This is a genomic window from Ruegeria sp. HKCCE4148 (assembly GCF_017872495.1).
GTDB lineage: Bacteria > Pseudomonadota > Alphaproteobacteria > Rhodobacterales > Rhodobacteraceae > Ruegeria.
In genome coordinates, this window is the sequence record NZ_JAEDOS010000001.1 from 977,523 (window position 1) to 997,597 (window position 20,075).

Genomic DNA, 20,075 nt, shown 5'->3' on the forward strand with positions numbered 1-20,075 from the left:
TTGGTTGTCAGTTTAGTTGTCGCTTTGGTTGTCGCTTAGGTTGTCGCTTTACTTGACGCCTAAGTTGACAAGGTGCTGTATTACATTGGTTTATTTGAAAAAGCTGGCCGATTATCAAAATTATTGCTAAAACCTTGGGCTAATCCGCAACTGCAAGTGGAAAAGCGCACCCATGGCGACAAAGACACGCGGGGCTAAGGCATCCAAACAGCGGCGTGGCAGTGCCGCGATACGTCAGGGTAAGTCTCCTGACGAGATTTTCGATTGGCTATTTGCGCGATGGTGCAATGACCGCATGACCGAAAAGCAGCGGCAAGACCTTGCGTTGGAGTTGCTGCCGTATGTGAGGGCCAAGCGCAAATCTGTGGACATGACGGTTGATGGTGACCTGAACATGACCATCAAGATTGGGGGCAAGCCCCAATGAACTTGGAACTCGACATTGACCTCAGACCCGAACAAGAGGCCCTGTATGACGCCCGCACACGTTTCACGGTGCGTGTCTGCCATCGCCGAATGGGTAAGACTTGGGTGGCCATTGTCGAACTCCTCGTCTTGGCGCTCACCACCAAGCGCAATGACTGGCGCGGCATCTACGTCGCGCCGTCTTATGTTCAGGCGAAAAGCGTTGCTTGGGACTACCTCAAGGCATTCACGTCCGAGATACCCGGCACCAAGATCAACGAGGCCGAACTAAGGATTGACCTGTACAATGGCGCACGTATCCGCCTGTTGGGTGCAGAGCGGTACGACAGTCTGAGGGGCCAGTACGCGGACCACGCGGTTCTGGACGAGGCTCAGTTGATCCCAACAGCGGCCTACACTCAGGTCATTCGACCCATGTTGGCCGACCGCCAAGGCTCACTGGTGGTGCAAGGGACACCGGCGGGCCGCATGAACCTCCTGTTCGAGTTGCTGCAACAGGCCAAGACCGGTGACGACCCGGCATGGTCGGGCGTCGTGGTGCCTGTCACGGACACGGACATCCTGCATCCGACCGAGATTGAGGCGATGAAACGCGAGATGAGCGAGGCCGAGTACGAACAGGAACTCTTGTGTTCGTTCAACGCGGCCATCCGTGGCGCGTATCTGTCCAAAGAAATGCGGATTGCGGACGAACAGAACCGCATCACGCAGGTTAAATACGACCCGGCAGCGGATGTGACAGTTGCCCTCGACTTGGGCTGGTCAGACCTGATGGTGTGCGTGTTCGTGCAACAGGTAGGCACGGAACACCATTTTCTCGGGGTGAAGGCATACGCCGAAACGAACATCGCCGACATGATCCGCGATTGGGGCAAGCTGCCCTTTGAAATCGACAACGTAATTCTGCCGCACGACGCGAAACAGCACGAGATGATTTCAGGCCAGACACGCGAGGACGTGTTCAGGTCCATGATGAAGGGCAAGCCGGTGCGTATCGCCAACCGGGTGCGTGAGAAACACGAGGGCATCGAACAGGTCCGCATGTTGCTGCCCCATTGCTGGTTCGACCAAACCGAGTGCCACATTCTGGTGGAGGCACTGAACGCATACAGGGCCGAGTACGATGAAGTGAGGCGCGTGTCGAAGGTGACGCCGGTGCATGATTGGTCCAGCCACTATTTCGATGCGGTCCAGACCTATGCCTTGGGCCGCATACAGCGCCAGACAAGCCCCGACAGGCTGCATTGGCCGGGTCAGGGCAGGGCAACCCCACAACCAGACAATTACGGATACAGGAGGGGCGCATGAGCAGCCCAACACTCGAAGCGGTTCAGGCGCAAATCGACTGGCTGGTGTACCATCAGGACACCATCGAACGCGCCCTCGACCACGCGAACAACACCGCCACGTTCGATGATGTCGCGCAGCACATCATGATGGGCAAGGCGCGGCTGTACGCGGACGAGGACAGCTTTGTTGTCACTGAAATCATCAACCTGCCACAGGCGAAATTCTACAACGTGTGGGTCACAGGCGGGGTCAAAGACGCCGTGTTGCGTTGGGAGGATCAGTTGATGGTGGACGCCCATGCGTTGGGTTGCAGCCATCTCGCCGGTTCCGGTCGCAAGGGCTGGGAACGTGTCATGACCGGCCAAGGCTGGGATTTTTACACCATCACAATGCTGAAAGAGGTCACCCATGGCGTCCACTAGGAAAAAGCAGAAGTTCGCCAGCATCGTTCGCAATGAACTCAGCCGCGCGGAATCGCGGGACGCCCATGACGTGGGTGCGAACCGTGCCTCGGCATTGGCCGCGTATCGCCTCGCCCCGCTTGAGGGCGACGACAGCCGCTTGGACAATGGACAGGCCATAGACCAGTCGGCAGACGTGGCGGACATGGTGAATGCGTGTCTGGCGCAGATGACGCCGATGTTGACCACGGATTGTGCCATCCAGTTCGAGCCAGAGGGCGCGCAGGACGAGGACAGCGCACGGGCGGAAAGCCAAGCGGTGGATAACGTCATCCAGAGTGATAACGCGGGCTATGTGACGTTCTCGACGGCGTTCCACGATGCCCTGTTGCTGCGCAACGGCTGGACCAAAGTGTTTGTTGAGGACGACATCGAAGTGCGCGAGATGGCCTTGGAAGGTGACGAAACCGCCGAGGAAATCAACATTCTCACCACACCCAAGCGGCCGGGTGAGGAGCGTGAGATGATCAACGATGGCTTGGGCATTCGGATTACGACCACGCGCAAAAAGTTCCGGTGCTGCGCCGTTCCAACCGAGAACATCACGTACAACGCGAACGAGGACAGCAATGACGTGGATGAACTGCGGTTTATCGCCGAACGCATGATCCTCACGCGCTCGGAACTGGTTGAGATGGGGTATTCCAAGCGCGAGGTCTACGCCCTGAACCAGACCACGGACGAAACCAACATTCAGAGCCGCTACCGGAACAAGAGTTCCGAGGAAACGCACATTGGTGAGACGCCTGACCAAGAGGCCATCCAGTGCCACGAGTGTTACCTGAAAGTGGACATGGACAATGACGGCGTGGCCGAACTGTACCGGGTATTTACAGCCGGTGACGAGGGTCAAGTGTGCCTCGGGTACGAACGGGCCGAATTGGTGCCTTACGCCACTGGAAGCCCGTTTATATCGCCGCACAGGATCACCGGCGAAAGCCTGTTCGACCGCCTGTGGCAAATCCAGATCAGCAAGACCAAGATTCTGCGCTACAGCTTGGATGAAATGCAGAAGAACACATACGGGCGTTTCGTGGTGGACGAGACACAGACCCGCATGGATGACGTGTTGAACTGGTCCGGTGTGATCCGGTCGCAGAACCCGACACAGGCTGTAATACCTGTGGCCCAACACAACAGCGATGCGCAGTTCCAGACGGCCCTCGAATACCAAGACAAGCTGCGCTCAGAGCGCGGTGGAGCCGCTTTGGACATGCAAGCCGCCGAGATGCAGATACACGGCGAGACGGCCCACGGGATTGAGCGTCAGGTGTCTCTACGCGAGATGTTGACGGCGATGATGGCCCGAAACTTGGGCGAAACGCTGGTGCGGCGCACCTATCGCCTGATGCACGACTTCCTGCGCATGTATTCCAACTCGCCCATGGAAATGAAACTCAATGGTGAGTGGCAGACGGTGGACCCGCGCCAGTGGCGCAAGCGGACCCGCATGAACATCAAGGTTGGGCTGAGTGCGGGCGAGAAATCCCGCAAGACCGCCGCCCTGAACCAGATGATCCAGATGCAGATTGGCATGTTGACCAACGGCAAGGATGGAATCCTGACGGACGAGGGCAGTCTGTACAACGCCATGGCGGATTGGGCTTACGCCTCAGACCTCGACAACCCGGATAGTTACCTTGTGAACCCGGCGTCTGAACAGGCCATGCAGACCAAGCAACAGCGCGCCCAACAGGGCCAGCAGATGCAGCAAATCCAGATGCAGTTGGCCCAGATGCAAGCCAAGCAGCTTGAGACAGCCGAGAAAGTCAAAGGCGAAATCGAATTGCTCAAGCACCGTGATGAGATGGCCTACAAATATTGGTCCGACCGCCTGAAATCGGAGACTGAGGAGGCCAAGGTGGTGGCGCAATCCACCACGGACCTGACCAAGGCCCAACTGCAAGGAGAACAGCGTGAGAGAGCGCAACAGAGAGGCGCTGATGAAGGCGCTGCCCGCAATGGAGGAGTTACTGAATAATGTCGAAACGCAGTCGTTCGAGACAATCGTCAGCCCCGGCACCGACGCCGACGCCAGAACCGACGCCATCCAGCGCGTCCGAGGTGCAAGAGCGTTCGTCACCCTCGCCCGGAATACGGCGGCAGGAAACAGCGGAACAGCCGAGGACTGAAAGCCAGAAATTGGCGGATGTGTCCGCGCTGTTGCGCGACGGAATACCAGAAAGCACGGACGGGGGCGGTGAATCTCACACTCCATCAGGGCAACCGCCCGAGTCCAGTGCTGATGACGGGGGCAGTGGGTTACTCAGTTCCAACCCAGACCTAGCTAGTGATGCCCCCGTCATCACAGATTGGAGCGTGTCCGGTCTGGCCGACGCGCTTGGCACAGATGCCGAAACAATCTACAATTCGTTGAAATTCAACCTCGGAGACGAGGAGCCGCTGACCTTGGGCCAGATGAAGGACCAAGCCAGCGAGATGCAGGAAGCCCAACGCGAGAGCGTAGCACGAGAGGCAAGCCTGAACGAGCGGGAGGCCGCTCTGAACCGAGAACAATCCATGTTCTCAGATGTCGTGAACGAACTGCGCGACCACTTGTCACCAGAGATGGTGCAAAGTTTGCAGACCCGGCAGCAACAGAACGAGGCGCGAGAGCGCCATAAAATGTTGCAAGCCATCCCCGAATTTAAGGACGCGACCGCGTTCAATCAGTTCAGGGATGACACCGTTGAGTTCATGTCGGCATACGGTTTCAAACCGCATGAGTTGGACATTCGGGACCACCGAATGATTTTGGCCATCCGCGATGCGATGCGGATGCAGAAACTCATCAAACGGGTGGGCAGTCTTGAGGAAGAACGCACCCGACCAGCGGAACAGAAAGCCCACAAGCCGACCGGACGCCGCAAGCCCGCAGGGAACCGCGACAAGGCTATAAATCGTGCGCGCAGCGCAGGGGCCACCGAAACGGATAAGGTCCAAGGCGTTGCCGCCCTGTTACGAGGAGGTGGCTGATGGCTACCGCAGACTATTGGTCGAGCGCCGACCTTAAAGGCGTAGATCACAACGGGTTAATCCACGAGGATGTACTCAACGAAATTTTCGATATTTCGCGCATTCCACTGCCCCTGTCCGACATGATCGGCAGCGACAACGTGGACAACGCCTATACCGAGTGGACCGAGGACAAGCTGGCACAGCCTGACACCTCGAACGCGAACGTGGACGGCCAAGACGCATCCGGCAACGACGCCGCCGGTGGTGCGCGCATCGGAAACCACTGCCAGATTCTCGACAAAGTGCTGCAAGTCACGCAGCGCGCTCAGTCGAGCGACACCATTGGGCGGGCGGACGAACTTGCGTATCAGATCATGATGCGGAACCGCGAAATCCGCCGCGATTTGGAGGCCATCAGCCTGACGAACCAAGGTTCGCAAGCCGATGACGGCGATGCCGTTCCCGGCCTCTTGGGCGCTCTGGGGGCGTATATCACCCAAGGTGATGTTCCCGTTGACGCAACCGGCGGCGGGTTCGCCAACGGCGTTGTGACGGCGTACACACCCGGCACCAAGCGCGCGTTGACCGAAACGATGGTGCGCGATGTAGCCCAACAGGTTTGGGAGCAAGGCGGCGACCCGTCCTGTCTGATGTCAGTGCCATCGGTGGTGCGGAACCTTTCGTCCTATATGTTCACGGCCTCGGCGCGGATTGCGACCCTGACGGCAGAGACGAACCAAGAGTCTCCTGCCAAGGCAGTCGGCAGCGTGAACGTGTTCCTGACCGACTTTGGTGTTGAACTGAAAATGGTCCCGAACCGTCTGCAACAGCCGCACGACAGCTTGGGCGGAACCACTGGCGATGCCGCCAACGTGTACATCATCGACCCGGCGTACCTGCGCCACGGTTACCTTGAAGGGTTCCACGTTGAGCCTCTGGCGAAAGTCGGTCTGGCCGACCAGCGCCAGATTTCCGGCGACGTGACCTTGAAGGTTCTGAACCGTGACGCCCACGGCAAAATCGGTGACATCGACATCGCCGCAGCGGTAACGGCGTGAGGTTGAGCGCATGGCACACGAACTCAGGTTTGGGCCTGACCGCATCGTAAGGCGCGACAGCGCGGACCTCGACGTTGGCAATGCCATGCGCCGTCAAACGCGCGACATGATTGGGGCGAGCGATGCTCGCCCCGACTCCAATTCTCCATGGAATGAGGCGTTCTCATTCACGATGGATGAGTACGAAATTCTGCAAAAACTAAAGCCGGAATTGTTCGACACGTCCCTCGACCCCGCAACACGTTTGAAACATTGGAAAACGTTCGCCAACTCGTCCGAGGGGCGGATGTTTCGGGTGAAATAGATGACTGGAAAACTGTTCCTAGCTATGGGCGAGGACTACGCCTATGACATTCGCCGCTGGAAAGCGGTGACCGAATTTCTGTTGATGGACAATAACCCCATCTCGGTTTCAGGTATCACGCTCACGCGCAGCGGCATCCCCGGCAATTCCGGCACCGTCGCCGTCACCGGCGGACCCACCTCAACCGCCGTACAGGGCGCGTTTTGGGTGGTTGCTGATTGGGCCGGGGGCCAGATCAACGAAACAGTCGGCTGGTCCGTTCCTAGCGGGTCCACGGCGACGGAAGTGGCCGCAGCCATTGCCGCAGCCTTGGGCAGTATTGACGGCATCCTAGCCACGCCTACGGCGGGCAACGTGGATGTCAGTCTGCAAGGGGCTGGCAGCATCATCGCGCTGCGCATGTACATGGGGGAGGGCGCTGGTAGCGCAGGAGGCGGCGGCGCACCCGTACCCATTCCCGAACCCATAGTGGACGGCCCGAACACCTCGCCCCATGGCGCTGATTACTGGCTGCAACGCGATGCAAGCCAGAACTGGTTCATCTGGTGGGACATCGACGTTGATCCTGACCCGGATGTTCGCCAACCACTCGAAACGTTCTTGGCCAATGACGCCGTTGACCCGAACTATCGGGCGGACGTTCAGGCCCGTGCGGAGGCGCTGGGATGGCCATCATAAGACCAGCAGGAACCACCATACGCCCGCATCAGCGGGCCATCACGGGTGTGTTCCCTCACAACGGTAACCGCCGGTTCATTATCCCCAATCGCAGGGCCTCAGCGCCCGTGGCGTTCACCGTGCAATCCATCAAGGGCGTCACGGACGAGGGCGGCGGACAGTACCGCCTGACCGGCCCCGGCGCGCAGATTGGGTTCAAGCTGGATGACCCGAAAGGCGGGCGGTATCGCCTCTATGTGGACGTGGTGAACACGTTTGTGGACGGCATCCTGACCGACAAGCCCAAAGGCACCGCCTTGCTGGACAGTTCATTCGAGATTGAGGACGGCCCGGTGCCTGACGGGTATCAGCGGTCTAGTGGCGGGATGATTTCCAGCCAGAACGGCGAGTTGTGGGCCATCTCCAAATATATCGACGTTCCGGCTGGCTATGAGGGCAAAGACCCGCTGTTTCTCATCACCTCGGGCAGCAACGAAGCCGCCGACAGTTACGAGACATACGCAAACATCAGATTGGAAAGGATGGTCGGATGAGTTTCGGAGGATCATCAAGCGAAAGTAACCAGTGGTCGGAGGCTTGGAACAAATCCCAAAGCGTGGGCGGTTCTCAGCAGGAGATTTTCGGGGGCCAACTGCCGTTCCTCGAAAACCTCTGGCAAGGCGGACAGAATGTCGTGGACAACATCAGCGGACCCACTGACACCGCGCCGTTCCTCGAACGCGGCAACGCCATGCTGGACCAAGTTCAGGGCCTCACGGACTGGCAGGGGCAGGTTGACGCCCAAATGGAAAGCCTGACCTCGGGTCTATCCGATTTCTGGAACCAAGGCCGCAACAACATCGCCAGTGATGCCGTGACATCCGGCGCGTTCGGCGGCGCGCGGCACGGTGTGGCCGAGGCCAGCTTGGGCGGCGAGATTAGCCAAGCCCTCGTCCAAGGTAAGGGCGACATCATGGCCAATGCCCGCAATCAGGCGATGCAAGCCGCCGGTCTTGGCACACAGATGGGCAACAGCCTGTTCAATCTCGGTGAAGCGGGTCGCATGGCCGAGTTCGCACCACTGCAAGCCATGGCGGGCCTCCTCGGTCCTGCCATCACGCTCGGCAACTCGTTCAACCTTAGCCAGTCTGAGGGCGAGGCGATTTCCAGCGGCAGTTCTGACAGCAACAAACTAAGTCTGGGGTTCAAGTAAATGGCTATTCCGCTTCTAGGTTTGTTGGGCGTGGGCGCAGCCATGCTCGGCACACACGCCGCCATCAAACCTGAGTGGGAACGATGGCAGCGGCGCAGGACAGGTCGGGAAATCGACGGCCTGTTGGCAGACACAGACGGCCCCGACGAGGCTGCACGGGCCTTGGTTGGCGCGGGCCTCCTTTCGCCTGACGAGTTCATGGCCCGTGGGTTCACGGAACAGAACCGGTTGGCCGACTTCAACAACAGCGTGGCGTTGCAGGAATTGCGCAACGCGGGCGCGATGGACTTGCAGTTACAGCGACAGGAGTGGGCCGGAAACCAAGCCGACCTCGAACGCGGTTGGCAGCTTATGCAGCAAGGAAACGAGTTCTATTCCACCGGTGCATTCGACCCACAGGCGTTTACCAACGCCCTCGTCACGGTCGAGTCGGGCGGCGACTACGGCGCGTTGGGCAAGGTGGCCGACAGCGGCGACCGCGCCTATGGCAAATACCAGATCATGGGGGCGAACATCGGCCCATGGTCCGCCAAGTATCTCGGTGAGGAAATCACGCCCGAACAGTTCCTCGCCAACCCGGAATTGCAGGACAAGATTTACCAAGGCCGCATGATGGACATGGTTCAGCAGTACGGCCCGGTGGACGCCATCAGCATGTGGCACAGCGGCGTTGGGCTGGAACAGGCCATCAAGGAGAAACGCCACGATGGGAACCTGTCCACGCAGGAATACACCCAGAAAGTTTGGGGCAATTACCTGCGCAACGCGGGCCAGAACGAGGCGCTACGGCAACGCGAGGCTGCGGTGTCCGGTACGCTATTGGAGGCGCAGGACGCGGCCACACCATACGTGGAACAGGCCGACACAGCCCAACGTGTCATTGACGGCGTGGACGAGAGTTTCCGCTTGGGTGATGCGTTCCTGAACGATGAATCCAGCCGCCTCACCGCGATGGAGGCCGAGAAAGCCGCGAAAGAGGCGTTCTTTGACTGGAAGAAAGAAGTTTACGGCGAGGCGGAACCGCCCCCCGGCGTCCTGCGCGACTTGGAAAAGGTGTTCCGCACCCCCGGTGGGATGTGGGAAAACCGCGAACTCACGCGGCGGGCCTTTGCCCTTATTCGGGCGGAAAACCAGAAAATGGCCGAGTACAAATCCACCCGGAAACTGGTCGAGGCCGGTGTCATTTCGCGCGATGCGCTGCGCGGCATGAATGGTGGCCGTCTGACCGAACGGGAACGGAACCAACTCCTCTTGGGCCAAGCCAAACGCCCACCCGGAACCGTGGCCGGTGCCGCACCCGTTCAGCAGGGCGACCCCGGTATGCCGTTCGTGCCGTTGCCACGGCCCAACGCGCCCGGTTCGGACATCCAGCAGTATCTCGACAGCTTGGGACGGTAAGCCATGGCAGACGCATTCGACCTCGTTCACAACCCCAAGACGGGGCAGAACTACATTCGCCTACCCGGTTCGGATGACTATCAGCAAATCTCGCCGGAACAGGCGCAGGTTGCCCAAGAGGGTGGGCTTGAGGCGTTCATGAACGCGGCGGGCAACAGCTTGGGCCAAGTGGCCACTGGTGCCGGGGCGATCATGGGCAGCGAAACCTCACGCGATGCCTACGACCAGTTGGTGGAAAGCCAGATGGTGCGCCAAGGCGTGAACCCGTGGGCCGGGTACACCGGCGCATTTGCGCCCGATGTGGCCTTGGGTTTGGCCACAGGCGGCACCGGGACCATCGCCAAGCGTGTCGGCACCACAGCGGTGCTTGAGGGCGCTCTGAACGCCGCACGGTCGCCGGATAACCCCGGCACGGCCTTTGCCATCGGCGCGACCATTGGCGGCGTGTCTGCGGGCGTGGGGCCGGGTGTGATGCGCGGCCTGAATATGGCGAAAGCGGCCAAGGTTGGGGCCAACATCAATCTGGAAAGCATGGGGCGGTTCGGTGAGTTCGCACAGCCCGCCGTGGACGCCGTGAGGCGCATTCCGCGCACCGTTGGGCTATCCGATGTGGATGCGGGCCGTTCCGGGGCGCTGAGGAGCCTGTCCGCAGCCGCCAGAGGGTCGGACGCGGCCCCGTATGAGGCATCGGACACCCTGATGGGTCTGGACTTTGAGGGAGCCGCACAGCGCGGCCTCAGATTGACCCAAGGCGATGTGACCGAGGGTATGGCCCGAAACACCGACGACGCGACCACAGGCGCGCGTCTGCGCACCGATGAGGAACTGGCGCGGTCGAACCCGGCGAGTGTGATGGGGCGGACGGTCAATTCCATCCGCGACCAGCAAGAGGAGTGGTTGACGCAGCGCGTGGCGACCGCGATGGGCAACCCCAACCTCGAACGCCTGACCATACCCAACGTGAACAAGGAGCGCGTCCGCATCGGCAACACGTTTGACCGGGTGTTGAAGCGCGGCGATGAAAGCATGGAAATCCGCCTCAATCAGCAGGACATCCAAGCCATTCAGGACGCGGTTGCCGATGTTCCGGCCATCGCTGAAACCGGGTCTTTCCGCAGAATTGCCGAGGACATCGACAAAATTTTGGAACGCGGCATGGTGAGTGGGAAAGAGTTGAACACGGTGCGTAATACGCTCAACGAAACCCGCGACCGCCTGATTGCCAAGGGGTCCACTTACGATGCGGGTCTGGCCCTCGACCAGATTGAAAGCGTGTTCAACCGCCGTCTGCGCGAACTGATGTCGCCGGATGATCTGGCCGAGTTCGATGAGGCGCTGAAACAGTGGAAAATGGTGAAGGCGGTTGAGGGGTCCATGCGGGCCGCAGACGCGGGCGGCAAGGTCAATCCTCGTACATTCCGCAACACCTATCTGCGCCAGAACCCGTTGGTCCGCAAAGGCTACGTGGCCGGTGATTTCGAGAATGACCTGATGGTGGTCGATTTCACCCAAGACAAAGCCGGTATCGGCAACAGCGGCACAGCCGACCGCCTCATTCCATACATGATGGGCGCGGGTGGCCTCGGCTTGGGCGGGGGTTTGCTAGGGGGGAACTGATGAGCGAACGCGACCTTTGGACCGCTGTTCTAGCCCGCGCAATTCTGGATGAAGTCGAATCTAACGGCACCCATTTCGAGTGGCTGGCGCTGCCAGAGTACGCCGAGGACCGCGCGATGGTTTGCGAGTGGGCGGGCGTGTCCGAGGACCATCTGAGGCTGTTCGTGATCCGCCAGATGCGCGACGACCCAAGCGAAAAGGGTTTGGACATTCAGGCGTTGAGAAAGCTGGCCACCGGTCGGAATGGCCACGACCAGAAAAAGGGATGTGTGGGCTGTGGCGCAGACCTCGGCCCGAACCCAAGCCCTCAGAAAATGTGGTGTTCCAAACAGTGCAAACAGCGGGTGTGGGCGAACGCCAAGTATCACGCGAAAAAAGAAAAAACCCCCGCCTAGCGAGGGTGTAGAGTGCTATTTTGTGGTGCATTTAGCGTCAAGGACTTCAATTCGGCTATGCTTGTTTAGCAACGTTTCCAAGGTCGGGAAGATAGCAGTAACTATCAAGCCTCGTTCGGGGTATAGTTTTATCAGCATATGGCCAATATCAAACGAATTGACACATGTTTCTTGATCGTTGCATTTCAAAGCACTGGTTATCAGTTCACCGGTTTCCAAATCGCGGTGGGTACTAATTACGGCGTCGCCGATTTGCATAATTTTCAGTTCGTTTTCATAGTCTGTTTCGCAGACCAATTCTGCGTGGGCCGCAGCCGCAGATGCGATTGCTGCAACCATTACAGTCGTGAACAGTTTCATTACAGGCACCCCCCGGTGGCGAAGTTGGGCGTACAACCACCCGCGCCGTGCTGCATAATCAGGTCACGGTTGCGGTTCTGGGTGTAACTGTGGTCATACCCGGAGGACGACGAGGACGCCGACGCGTTCATCCGGCTCAAAACGCAATCGCGTTGTTCGGGTGTCCCGTCTGCATAGCCGATGGCTCTGCATTGCGCCTGATAAAGTTGGGCCACTGCGCCCACGGCGTCCTCGTAAGCAGCACAGCCGCCCAAAGTAGTCGCGGCCACAAGGGCCGCAGCAAATACAGCTTTCATGTGTTCATCCCTTCACGTTTACCACTTTCACGGTGGCCGGGGTCATGGGGGAGCTACCCCTCGCCCGACCAGACCCGTGAAAGGTCTACAGAACGACTTGGGTTATTCAGCCGCGCGCACCGTGCGCGTTTGAGCCAAAGTGTTTTGATTTCCTGCCAACATTTCGTCCCAACGCAGCATGGCCGCGCGCCTTTGGGGCAGCATTTGCGCCCGATTGTAGACGCGCGCCACGCCTCTGGCCCCGCCGCAGTGGTTCAGGATGCGGTCCACCACTTGCGGGTCTTGTCCGTCCTCCACAAGATGCGTGGCGAACGAGCGGCGGATGTCGTGGAACCTGTACCGGGTCGCGTCCACGCCCGCCGCCTTGAACCACCGGAGTTTCATGCAGTTGAAATTGCCCGAGGGCGGCACCCAACGATCAACCCAACCTTGGGCCGTTTCCGACAAGTGAACCACGTGCGGGTTTCCGTTCTTGGTGTCCTGAATGAACCACGTGTCATCGTCCACATCATCCACAATCAAATCCCGCACCTCGCCGCGCCTCTGCCCCGTGAGGACCAACATGGCGCAGAAGGGTGACCACTCGTCACCTGCGGCCTCCACAGCGCCCAACAGACGCCGAACCTGCCCAAGGCTCATCACGGTGTCCCTCGACGCCTCACGCCGATTTTGGAACTCGGGCCGCAAATCGGTCAGTTCGCGCAGTCGGCACCATTTAAAAAAGTGGGTGAGGGCGGCGACGTAGCGGTTATGAGTCGCACCCTTCCACCGGCCCAAAACGAGGGTCAAATCGCGTTGGGTGACGTTCTCAATGTCGGTGAAATTGGCGAACACACGGCGCAACTGCCGCAATCGTTCCTCACCGTACTTCAAATCAACCAAATGATCGTCAAAGTAGTCATTTAGGATTTCCCAAATCTCGGCCATAGCCTCGCCCATCCGTGTATCGGAGGAGCCGGGAAATACCGTGTCACCGCGCTCGTTAGAGTAATCCGTTGATCTGCAACGGATGTTTTGTGGAGGCGAGTACCGGAATCGAACCGGTGTACACGGATTTGCAATCCGCTGCGTCACCACTCCGCCAACTCGCCTTTTCAAGTAAAATCAAATACTTGCCGTGGTGTGCGTGGGGTTTTAGCAGCTTTCCTCAGGGTCGTCCAGTGGATTGCGTGCAAATTTGGCGACAAGATTGAAATTCGCGGTACCTCATGACTGAATTCGACAACGATGAAGTTGGGTTGCGGCAACAGGGCCGTTGCTGGCCGGGTCAGGATGTGGCACAAGCCGGACATCCTTGGGAATGAGACGAGATATCCAATGAAAGATTTCGCAGCCCGGCGCCGCACAATGGTTGATACACAGGTTCGACCCTCTGACGTCACCAAATTCCCGATCATTGACGCGATGCTGCACGTCCCTCGCGAAAACTTTGTGCCAAATTCTCAGCGTGAAGCGGCCTATGCCGATGCAGTGATCGATATGGGGAACGGGCGCGCGATGATTGAGCCGCGCACCCTGGCCAAGATACTGGATGCGCTGAACATTTCGAACGATGAGATGGTGCTCGATATCGCGCCTGCCATGGGATATTCCACGGCCGTGGCTGCGCGGATGGCGCAGTTGGTCGTAGGAGTGGAAAGCGACGAGGCGCTTGCCGCTGAGGCGCAGAGCCTTCTGGCCGAGGCGGATGTCGACAATGCCATTATCCATGTGGGGCCGCTTGAGCAGGGCGTTGCTGAACATGGACCGTATGACGTGATCATGGTTCAAGGCGGGGTTGAGCAGATCCCCGCAGAATTGCTGGACCAGCTCAAGGAACATGGTCGAATCGCTTGTTTGTTCGTCGAAGGCAACCTCGGCACTGTGCGGATCGGTCGGAAGTCGGGCGGTCAGGTCAGCTGGCGCGATGCGTTTAACGCCAGCGCACCTGTTCTTGAGGGTTTTTCGGCCGAGTGTGCATTTTCGCTATAGTCCGCCGATAGATTCTACTGCCGCCTTGATTAGTTGAAAACAAGGCCGCAAACTGCCTGCAGGGCAGTGTAATTTCGTTTTGAGAGGATTTCGGTATGCGTGGTACGGCGACAGGTAAGCTGGTCAGGGCGCTTGCAGCGACCGCAGGACTTGCCATCAGCGTGATGCCAGGGCGTGTAGCGTGGGCAGACAACATAACAGACGCCTTCATTGGCGCGTATAACACAAGTGGTTTGCTGGAACAGAACAGGGCGCTGTTGCGGGCTGCGGATGAAGATGTAGCTATTGCGCTGTCGGCGTTGCGGCCCATCATCAACTGGACCGTGCAGGTCAGCCAGGACTATACCCGTTCACGGACTAACAATGTGGTTACGACCAACGAACCTTCTCGGTTCTTTACGGGTCTGACCCTGGGTCAGCTTTTGTATGATGGCGGCGCGTCGATTCTGGGCAAACAGTCTGCGCAGGAAACGGTGTTGTCGACCCGACAAAGCCTGATCGATATTGAGCAGCAGATTTTGATCCGCGCGGCAAACGCTTACTTGGGCGTGCTGCTGCAGGAAGAAACCGTTCAAATCCGCCAGAACAACGTCGAGGTTTCAGCTGAAGAACTCAGGGCGTCGAATGACCGATTTGAAGTTGGCGAAGTGACCCGGACAGACGTTGCCCTGTCCGAAGCGCAATTGGCGAGCTCGCAGGCGGATCTGGCGGTCGCCCGTGGTGAGTTGAGCATCGCGCAGGCCGAATATGTGAATGCGGTTGGTAAAGCGCCGGGGCGCACAGCGGGTCAGCCGAGCCTGCCCAACCTGCCGCGATCCGAGGCTGAGGCCATCAGCCTGGCCCAACGCAACCATCCGGCGATCCTGTCGGCGCAACATCAGGTTCGCGCTTTTGACCTGATCGTGGAGCAACAACGGGCCAATCTTGGTCCGAATGTCAGCCTGAACGCAGACGCAGGGGTGACAGAAAGCTACGACAACAATGATTACATCAACGATGCGACCATCTCGCTGAATTTCAATCAACCCATCTATGCGGGTGGCCGGTTAGCGGCGAATATTCGTCGGGCAATGGCGACACGGGATGCGTCGCGTGCAAACTTGCTGAATGTGCAGAAAAACATCACTCAAGGTGTCACCGATCGCTACGCGGCGTTTCAGGCCGCCAGTGCCAGCCTTAGGGCGTCAACCGAACGAGTTCGCGCCTCGCAAGTGGCTTTCGACGGCATTCGCGAAGAAGCGACATTGGGTGCTCGGACGACCTTGGATGTTTTGAACGCACAGCAAGACCTGCTGGATGCGCAGTTGGCCGAAGTGGCATCGCGCACCGAGCGGTCCCGCGCGGCCTATCAGTTGTTGCAAGCGCAAGGTTTGTTGACGGCCGAGCGTTTGGGTCTGGCGGTTCAGATCTATGATCCGACCTTATACTATAACTTGGTGAAAAATGCACCAGCACGGGTCAGCAAACAAAGCAAGGATCTGGATCGCGTCCTCAAAGCGTTGCGTCGGGACTGATCGACTATACTATTTGTTGTGAGGTTGGGATTGTTTAGCTACACTCGATCCAAGGATAGAGCGGTAGAGAACAATGACTGATAATGTCGTAAAAGCAGGGATCGAAGACGTTCTGTCTTCGGTCAAACGTTTGGTAAGCGAAGACACCCGCAATAAATCCGTCTTGGATCAACAGCCTGCAACAAAAAAGCCAGGACGGCTGGTTTTGACGGATGCTTTGCGTGTCAGCTCTTCCAATCAGGCCAATGTGGTTTCTGCTCAGGCCGACTCGGATTCTGAGGTTTCCGACTCGGCCAAACCTATGTTGCTTCGGTCCTGTGATATTGTGCAGGCGGGCAAGCAGTCGGCCAATGCTGCACAGGACGAGTCCGACGCGCCAAAGCCTGCGCGATCGGCGGATGCTGCATCCAGCCTGAGCGCCAAGATCGAAGCCCTAGAAGCTGCGATCGCGCAGACAGAAGATCAATGGGAACCGGATGGTGACAGCGAAGACGCCTATTCCGGAACGCGGTCGCAATCTTTGCCTTGGAATGTGGAAGAAGAATTTGCTGCAGCCGAGTCCATAGGCTCGAATGACGTCAACCTAACTGGCGGCATCGAGGAAGAGGGCGACGCACACGTAAAGGCAGAGTTCATCCGCGCGCCGCGGGAAGAATCCGAAGTGGTTGCAGAGGCTGCCGACAAAGATCGAACGATCGATATGGATGAAGACGATTTGCGCGCTTTGATCGCTGAAGTTGTCCGGCAGGAATTACAGGGCACGATGGGCGAGCGGATAACGCGAAATGTTCGCAAGATGGTCAGACGCGAGATTGCGCGCGCCTTGGCCGCAAAAGAACTGGATTGAACCTCAACCGCGCTGAGGCGGCTGGGCAAGGCTTAGCAGCAGATCAAGGTCCATGTGGCGTTCAAGATGATCTGCCAGATCGTCCAGCGCCTGTTCCACGCCGTCCTCATAAGTGACGTCAGAGGTCACGCCCAACTTTGAAAGATAACGTGCCCGGAACGCGTCGGACGAAAAGATGCCGTGCAGGTAACTGCCCTTGATCCGTCCATTGGCGCTGGCGGCACCTTCCGGTTTTCCATCGACCTCCAGCCACGCCCGGTCGCAATCAGAGCCGTTGGTGTGACCCATGTGGATTTCATACCCGCTGACCGGTTCCCGGTCAGGCAGGGCATGAGCCGAACGCAGAATGACTTGTTTCTGTCCGCCCATAACGGTGTGAACGTCCAGTAAACCCAACCCGTCGACCTTTCCGGGTCTGCCATCGACGCCATCTGGATCAGAGATGGTCTTGCCCAGCATCTGATACCCACCGCACAGTCCCAGAACATGCCCGCCACGCCGGACATGGCCGTAAAGATCGATATCCCACCCCTGCGCCCTGAAGTAAGTCAGATCCCCTATGGTGGACTTGCTGCCGGGCAGCAGAACCAGATCAGCGTCGCCGGGCAGGGGGCGTCCTGCGGGAATGATCTCAACGCTCACACCAGGCTCAGCTGACAGCGGGTCGAGGTCATCGAAATTGGCCATACGTTCGAGCTGAGGCACGACGACCTTGCACTTACCTCCGGTATGGGACCGAATGTCCATCATATCCTCGGCAGGCAATTTCCATGCGTCGTGAAACCATGGAACCACGCCCAAACACGGCCAGCCTGTGCGGACGGCAATGTCGTCGCGCCCTTCGTCGAACAAGGACACATCCCCTTTGAACCGGTTAACGGCAAAGCCCCGAATCTGGGCCAGATCGCCGTCGTCCAGCACGGCCTGCGTGCCGACGATCTGCGCGATCACGCCGCCGCGATGAATGTCACCGACCAGAACCACCGGAATACCTGCGGTACAGGCAAAGCCCATATTGGCGATATCACCCTTGCGCAGATTGGTTTCGGCTGGACTTCCCGCGCCTTCGATCAGGACCAGATCAGCATCTGCACAAAGCCGGTCGAAGCTTTCCAGCGCGGCCCCCAGCAGCTTGGACTTGTCCTTGCGGTAATCTCCGGCCTTCATAGTTCCCGCGCGCTGCCCTTGCACGATGATTTGAGCGCCAGTGTCCGTCTCGGGCTTTAGCAGGATGGGGTTCATGTCAGTATGGGTCGCCCGCCGCGCTGCACGGGCCTGAAGCGCTTGCGCGCGGCCGATCTCGCCCCCGTTCTCGGTGACCGCTGCGTTGTTCGACATGTTTTGTGGTTTAAACGGAGCAATCCGCATGCCTCGCCGGGTAAAGGCCCGCGCAAGCCCGGCCACAAGAACCGATTTTCCGACATTGCTGCCAGTGCCTTGAATCATGATGGCGCGAACCATGGTTTGTCTCCTATATGTCGGGGCGCAGATGACCTGATTTGAACCGGAAGGGAAAGCCCCGGATGAACACGCCAGCGCATCTTTTGATCGGTGCCGCCGCTTTTGCCCGGCCGCCGCAGGGGCGTATCTTGTTGGCCGCCTTGCTCGGGGCGGTGCTGCCGGATCTGTCTCTGTATCTCATGGCGACGGTGTCGCTGTTTGTTCTGGGTATTCCGGAACAGGTGGTCTTTGGGCAACTGTACTATTCGCAGGCCTGGCAGACCGTCTTTGCCATCGACAACTCCTTTATCATCTGGGGGTGTGCACTGATATTGGCAGTTTGGCGTCGCTGGCACTTTGTCGCTGTCGGGGCTGCGGCAGGTCTTTTGCATCTAGCGACAGACTTCTTCCTGCACGCCGGTGACGGACGACCCCAGTTCTGGCCTCTGAGCGATTGGGTGTTTCACAGCCCAGTCAGCTATTGGGACAGCAGCCATCACGCTTTGTGGGTGGCACCAGTTTCTGCGGCAGTGTGTTTGGCCGCCTATGTTGTGCTTTGGCAGCGTGGCCTGCCTGTTTGGGGCAGGGCCATGTTTGGTATCATGTTGGCGGCTGAAATTTGGGTGGCGCGCCAGTGGCTGTTGTTTTTTTAGGCGCGAAAACCGCGAAACAAAGCAAAGAAAAACGCGCTTTGACGGGCAGAGCGCGTTTTTTCTGGTGCGAAATCGCCTGGGATCAGGCGGCTTCAGCCTGCTGAGCGGCATTGCGACGCTCGCTTTCTTCGCGTGACAATGCGACCGAGGTCCGCACGCCACGGCCAACGAACTCCATCAGTCCGCTGACAACCCGTTCGTTAGGGTCAATACCTGCGCAGGACAACACCTCGCGACCATCGCGCGAACGTGCCCAGCGGGCGATTTGTTCGGGGCCATTGCCGTATTTCTTGTCGTCGGCGATAGCATCGTCAAGTGCAGCCAACACAACGGCCGCGAAAAGTTTGCGCGCACGATTGCCTTGCTCGTTGTTAAAGGCAGTGCCGTCAACGAAATCTCTCATCTCGTCTTCCTTGTTGTTCTTGCTCTTGCATTTTCGGCGTGAGGGTCCTTATGACCTATTAGGTGCGATTCGGATACAGCTAAAATGCATAGTTGCGTTGCGTCACTTGCATGGCTTGCTGCAAGTGCAGCACTAGGTGTCGTTGTCTTGTCAGGTGTGGTCCCGCCAGATATAGGGACCGCAACTGATGCATCAACCGTTTGTGAAGGATTTATGTAATGCCCAAGATAAATGGGAACGAAATTCGCCCCGGCAATGTGCTTGAGCATAACGACGGCCTGTGGGCAGCGGTCAAGGTAGACCATGTAAAGCCCGGCAAAGGCGGGGCATTTGCCCAAGTGGAACTGCGCAACCTGCGCAATGGCTCGAAATTGAACGAACGCTTCCGGTCAGCGGACAAGGTTGAACGCGTCCGCCTGGAACAGAAGGACCAGCAATTCCTGTACGAATCCGACGGGATGCTGGTGTTCATGGATACCGAGACCTACGAACAGATTGAATTGCCAGCAGATTTGCTGGGCGAACGTCGTCCGTTCCTGCAAGATGGCATGACCATCGTCGTTGAATTCTACGAAAGCGAAGCGCTGAACGCGACGCTGCCGCAGAAAGTGACTTGCCAGATCGTCGAGACCGAGCCTGTCGTAAAGGGCCAGACGGCGGCAAATTCGTTTAAGCCTGCGGTACTGGACAACGGCGTGAAGGTCATGGTGCCGCCTTTCATCGGACAGGACGAAATGATCGTCGTGAATACCGAAACGATGGAGTATTCCGAACGCGCGTGACGTTTCGTCACTTTTTACAAGAGACCGCGCAG

General features: G+C 58.5%; 23 protein-coding genes and 1 tRNA gene. 18 read left to right on the forward strand and 6 right to left on the reverse strand.

Features of this window, described 5'->3' with window-relative positions; all coding sequences use genetic code 11:
* Positions 1-172: 172 nt before the first annotated feature.
* From I9187_RS04785 to I9187_RS04845, 13 genes are read left to right on the forward strand one after another with little or no spacing between them, the layout of a single operon-like run.
* Positions 173-427: a hypothetical protein gene (locus tag I9187_RS04785; protein WP_209940081.1), complete on the forward strand. Its 255-nt coding sequence runs from the start codon at positions 173-175 to the stop codon at positions 425-427.
* Positions 424-1,734 carry a terminase family protein gene (locus I9187_RS04790; RefSeq protein ID WP_209940082.1) on the forward strand — a complete coding sequence of 437 codons (1,311 nt, stop codon included), beginning with the start codon at positions 424-426 and terminating at the stop codon, positions 1,732-1,734. The genes I9187_RS04785 and I9187_RS04790 overlap by 4 nt, the downstream gene beginning before the upstream one ends.
* The gene (locus I9187_RS04795; RefSeq protein ID WP_209940083.1) at positions 1,731-2,138 is read left to right on the forward strand and encodes a hypothetical protein; all 408 of its coding nucleotides are present in this window, start codon (positions 1,731-1,733) and stop codon (positions 2,136-2,138) included. Before I9187_RS04790 ends, I9187_RS04795 begins: the two co-directional genes overlap by 4 nt.
* Positions 2,125-4,158: a hypothetical protein gene (locus I9187_RS04800; protein WP_209940084.1), complete on the forward strand. Its 2,034-nt coding sequence runs from the start codon at positions 2,125-2,127 to the stop codon at positions 4,156-4,158. Before I9187_RS04795 ends, I9187_RS04800 begins: the two co-directional genes overlap by 14 nt.
* Positions 4,158-5,153, forward strand: a complete 996-nt coding sequence (locus I9187_RS04805) for a hypothetical protein (protein ID WP_209940085.1) — start codon at positions 4,158-4,160, stop codon at positions 5,151-5,153. The genes I9187_RS04800 and I9187_RS04805 overlap by 1 nt, the downstream gene beginning before the upstream one ends.
* Positions 5,153-6,193: a DUF5309 family protein gene (locus I9187_RS04810; RefSeq protein ID WP_209940086.1), complete on the forward strand. Its 1,041-nt coding sequence runs from the start codon at positions 5,153-5,155 to the stop codon at positions 6,191-6,193. The genes I9187_RS04805 and I9187_RS04810 overlap by 1 nt, the downstream gene beginning before the upstream one ends.
* A 10-nt stretch (positions 6,194-6,203) precedes the next feature.
* Positions 6,204-6,497, forward strand: a complete 294-nt coding sequence (locus I9187_RS04815; protein ID WP_209940087.1) for a hypothetical protein — start codon at positions 6,204-6,206, stop codon at positions 6,495-6,497.
* Positions 6,498-7,175, forward strand: coding sequence for a hypothetical protein (locus tag I9187_RS04820; RefSeq protein WP_209940088.1), 678 nt, complete (start codon positions 6,498-6,500; stop codon positions 7,173-7,175).
* Positions 7,163-7,708: a hypothetical protein gene (locus tag I9187_RS04825; RefSeq protein WP_209940089.1), complete on the forward strand. Its 546-nt coding sequence runs from the start codon at positions 7,163-7,165 to the stop codon at positions 7,706-7,708. The genes I9187_RS04820 and I9187_RS04825 overlap by 13 nt, the downstream gene beginning before the upstream one ends.
* A complete protein-coding gene (locus I9187_RS04830; RefSeq protein ID WP_209940090.1) occupies positions 7,705-8,367 on the forward strand; it encodes a hypothetical protein in 663 nt (220 codons plus the stop codon). Before I9187_RS04825 ends, I9187_RS04830 begins: the two co-directional genes overlap by 4 nt.
* Positions 8,368-9,765, forward strand: coding sequence for a hypothetical protein (locus tag I9187_RS04835; protein WP_209940091.1), 1,398 nt, complete (start codon positions 8,368-8,370; stop codon positions 9,763-9,765). It abuts the gene before it with no gap.
* 3 nt (positions 9,766-9,768) lie between these two features.
* Complete coding sequence (locus tag I9187_RS04840; RefSeq protein WP_209940092.1) at positions 9,769-11,382, forward strand: hypothetical protein; 1,614 nt, start codon at positions 9,769-9,771, stop codon at positions 11,380-11,382.
* The gene (locus tag I9187_RS04845; protein ID WP_209940093.1) at positions 11,382-11,777 is read left to right on the forward strand and encodes a hypothetical protein; all 396 of its coding nucleotides are present in this window, start codon (positions 11,382-11,384) and stop codon (positions 11,775-11,777) included. The genes I9187_RS04840 and I9187_RS04845 overlap by 1 nt, the downstream gene beginning before the upstream one ends.
* Before the next feature lie 15 nt (positions 11,778-11,792).
* Here I9187_RS04845 and I9187_RS04850 read toward each other — a convergent pair whose 3' ends face one another.
* The 4 genes from I9187_RS04850 to I9187_RS04865 form a co-directional block, all read right to left on the reverse strand.
* Positions 11,793-12,137, reverse strand: a complete 345-nt coding sequence (locus tag I9187_RS04850; RefSeq protein WP_209940094.1) for a hypothetical protein — start codon at positions 12,135-12,137, stop codon at positions 11,793-11,795.
* The gene (locus I9187_RS04855; protein ID WP_209940095.1) at positions 12,137-12,433 is read right to left on the reverse strand and encodes a hypothetical protein; all 297 of its coding nucleotides are present in this window, start codon (positions 12,431-12,433) and stop codon (positions 12,137-12,139) included. The genes I9187_RS04850 and I9187_RS04855 overlap by 1 nt, the downstream gene beginning before the upstream one ends.
* A gap of 102 nt (positions 12,434-12,535) precedes the next feature.
* Positions 12,536-13,360 (reverse strand): tyrosine-type recombinase/integrase, encoded by an 825-nt coding sequence (locus I9187_RS04860; RefSeq protein WP_209940096.1) that lies wholly within the window; start codon positions 13,358-13,360, stop codon positions 12,536-12,538.
* 90 nt (positions 13,361-13,450) lie between these two features.
* A tRNA-Cys gene (locus I9187_RS04865) sits at positions 13,451-13,524 on the reverse strand.
* Between the two features lie 226 nt (positions 13,525-13,750).
* Between I9187_RS04865 and I9187_RS04870 the strand changes: the two genes are divergently transcribed.
* The 3 genes from I9187_RS04870 (at position 13,751) to I9187_RS04880 (ending at position 16,765) form a co-directional block, all read left to right on the forward strand.
* Positions 13,751-14,404 carry a protein-L-isoaspartate O-methyltransferase gene (locus I9187_RS04870; protein WP_171177471.1) on the forward strand — a complete coding sequence of 218 codons (654 nt, stop codon included), beginning with the start codon at positions 13,751-13,753 and terminating at the stop codon, positions 14,402-14,404.
* A 95-nt stretch (positions 14,405-14,499) separates the two neighbouring features.
* A complete protein-coding gene (locus tag I9187_RS04875) occupies positions 14,500-15,918 on the forward strand; it encodes a TolC family outer membrane protein (protein ID WP_209509603.1) in 1,419 nt (472 codons plus the stop codon).
* A gap of 73 nt (positions 15,919-15,991) precedes the next feature.
* Complete coding sequence (locus I9187_RS04880; RefSeq protein ID WP_171177467.1) at positions 15,992-16,765, forward strand: hypothetical protein; 774 nt, start codon at positions 15,992-15,994, stop codon at positions 16,763-16,765.
* A 3-nt stretch (positions 16,766-16,768) separates the two neighbouring features.
* On the opposite strand, the gene I9187_RS04885 is transcribed toward I9187_RS04880, so the two are convergent.
* Positions 16,769-18,226 (reverse strand): cobyric acid synthase, encoded by a 1,458-nt coding sequence (locus I9187_RS04885; RefSeq protein WP_171177465.1) that lies wholly within the window; start codon positions 18,224-18,226, stop codon positions 16,769-16,771.
* A gap of 62 nt (positions 18,227-18,288) precedes the next feature.
* On the opposite strand from I9187_RS04885, the gene I9187_RS04890 reads away from it, so the two are divergent.
* The gene (locus I9187_RS04890; RefSeq protein ID WP_171727557.1) at positions 18,289-18,858 is read left to right on the forward strand and encodes a cobalamin biosynthesis protein CobQ; all 570 of its coding nucleotides are present in this window, start codon (positions 18,289-18,291) and stop codon (positions 18,856-18,858) included.
* A gap of 82 nt (positions 18,859-18,940) precedes the next feature.
* Here the strand turns inward: I9187_RS04890 and I9187_RS04895 are convergent, their stop codons facing one another.
* Positions 18,941-19,261, reverse strand: a complete 321-nt coding sequence (locus I9187_RS04895; protein WP_037310273.1) for a DUF6280 family protein — start codon at positions 19,259-19,261, stop codon at positions 18,941-18,943.
* Between the two features lie 218 nt (positions 19,262-19,479).
* Here I9187_RS04895 and efp point away from each other — a divergent pair, with 218 nt between their 5' ends.
* Positions 19,480-20,043, forward strand: a complete 564-nt coding sequence (gene efp, locus I9187_RS04900) for an elongation factor P (RefSeq protein WP_171177461.1) — start codon at positions 19,480-19,482, stop codon at positions 20,041-20,043.
* Positions 20,044-20,075: the final 32 nt, after the last annotated feature.

Coding starts and splice junctions, on each gene's coding strand:
- I9187_RS04785 (WP_209940081.1), top strand. CDS start 173: ATGGCGACAAAGACACGCGGGGCTAAGGCATCCAAACAGCGGCGTGGC.
- I9187_RS04790 (WP_209940082.1), top strand. CDS start 424: ATGAACTTGGAACTCGACATTGACCTCAGACCCGAACAAGAGGCCCTG.
- I9187_RS04795 (WP_209940083.1), top strand. CDS start 1,731: ATGAGCAGCCCAACACTCGAAGCGGTTCAGGCGCAAATCGACTGGCTG.
- I9187_RS04800 (WP_209940084.1), top strand. CDS start 2,125: ATGGCGTCCACTAGGAAAAAGCAGAAGTTCGCCAGCATCGTTCGCAAT.
- I9187_RS04805 (WP_209940085.1), top strand. CDS start 4,158: ATGTCGAAACGCAGTCGTTCGAGACAATCGTCAGCCCCGGCACCGACG.
- I9187_RS04810 (WP_209940086.1), top strand. CDS start 5,153: ATGGCTACCGCAGACTATTGGTCGAGCGCCGACCTTAAAGGCGTAGAT.
- I9187_RS04815 (WP_209940087.1), top strand. CDS start 6,204: ATGGCACACGAACTCAGGTTTGGGCCTGACCGCATCGTAAGGCGCGAC.
- I9187_RS04820 (WP_209940088.1), top strand. CDS start 6,498: ATGACTGGAAAACTGTTCCTAGCTATGGGCGAGGACTACGCCTATGAC.
- I9187_RS04825 (WP_209940089.1), top strand. CDS start 7,163: ATGGCCATCATAAGACCAGCAGGAACCACCATACGCCCGCATCAGCGG.
- I9187_RS04830 (WP_209940090.1), top strand. CDS start 7,705: ATGAGTTTCGGAGGATCATCAAGCGAAAGTAACCAGTGGTCGGAGGCT.
- I9187_RS04835 (WP_209940091.1), top strand. CDS start 8,368: ATGGCTATTCCGCTTCTAGGTTTGTTGGGCGTGGGCGCAGCCATGCTC.
- I9187_RS04840 (WP_209940092.1), top strand. CDS start 9,769: ATGGCAGACGCATTCGACCTCGTTCACAACCCCAAGACGGGGCAGAAC.
- I9187_RS04845 (WP_209940093.1), top strand. CDS start 11,382: ATGAGCGAACGCGACCTTTGGACCGCTGTTCTAGCCCGCGCAATTCTG.
- I9187_RS04850 (WP_209940094.1), bottom strand. CDS start 12,137: ATGAAACTGTTCACGACTGTAATGGTTGCAGCAATCGCATCTGCGGCT.
- I9187_RS04855 (WP_209940095.1), bottom strand. CDS start 12,433: ATGAAAGCTGTATTTGCTGCGGCCCTTGTGGCCGCGACTACTTTGGGC.
- I9187_RS04860 (WP_209940096.1), bottom strand. CDS start 13,360: ATGGCCGAGATTTGGGAAATCCTAAATGACTACTTTGACGATCATTTG.
- I9187_RS04870 (WP_171177471.1), top strand. CDS start 13,751: ATGAAAGATTTCGCAGCCCGGCGCCGCACAATGGTTGATACACAGGTT.
- I9187_RS04875 (WP_209509603.1), top strand. CDS start 14,500: ATGCGTGGTACGGCGACAGGTAAGCTGGTCAGGGCGCTTGCAGCGACC.
- I9187_RS04880 (WP_171177467.1), top strand. CDS start 15,992: ATGACTGATAATGTCGTAAAAGCAGGGATCGAAGACGTTCTGTCTTCG.
- I9187_RS04885 (WP_171177465.1), bottom strand. CDS start 18,226: ATGGTTCGCGCCATCATGATTCAAGGCACTGGCAGCAATGTCGGAAAA.
- I9187_RS04890 (WP_171727557.1), top strand. CDS start 18,289: ATGAACACGCCAGCGCATCTTTTGATCGGTGCCGCCGCTTTTGCCCGG.
- I9187_RS04895 (WP_037310273.1), bottom strand. CDS start 19,261: ATGAGAGATTTCGTTGACGGCACTGCCTTTAACAACGAGCAAGGCAAT.
- efp (WP_171177461.1), top strand. CDS start 19,480: ATGCCCAAGATAAATGGGAACGAAATTCGCCCCGGCAATGTGCTTGAG.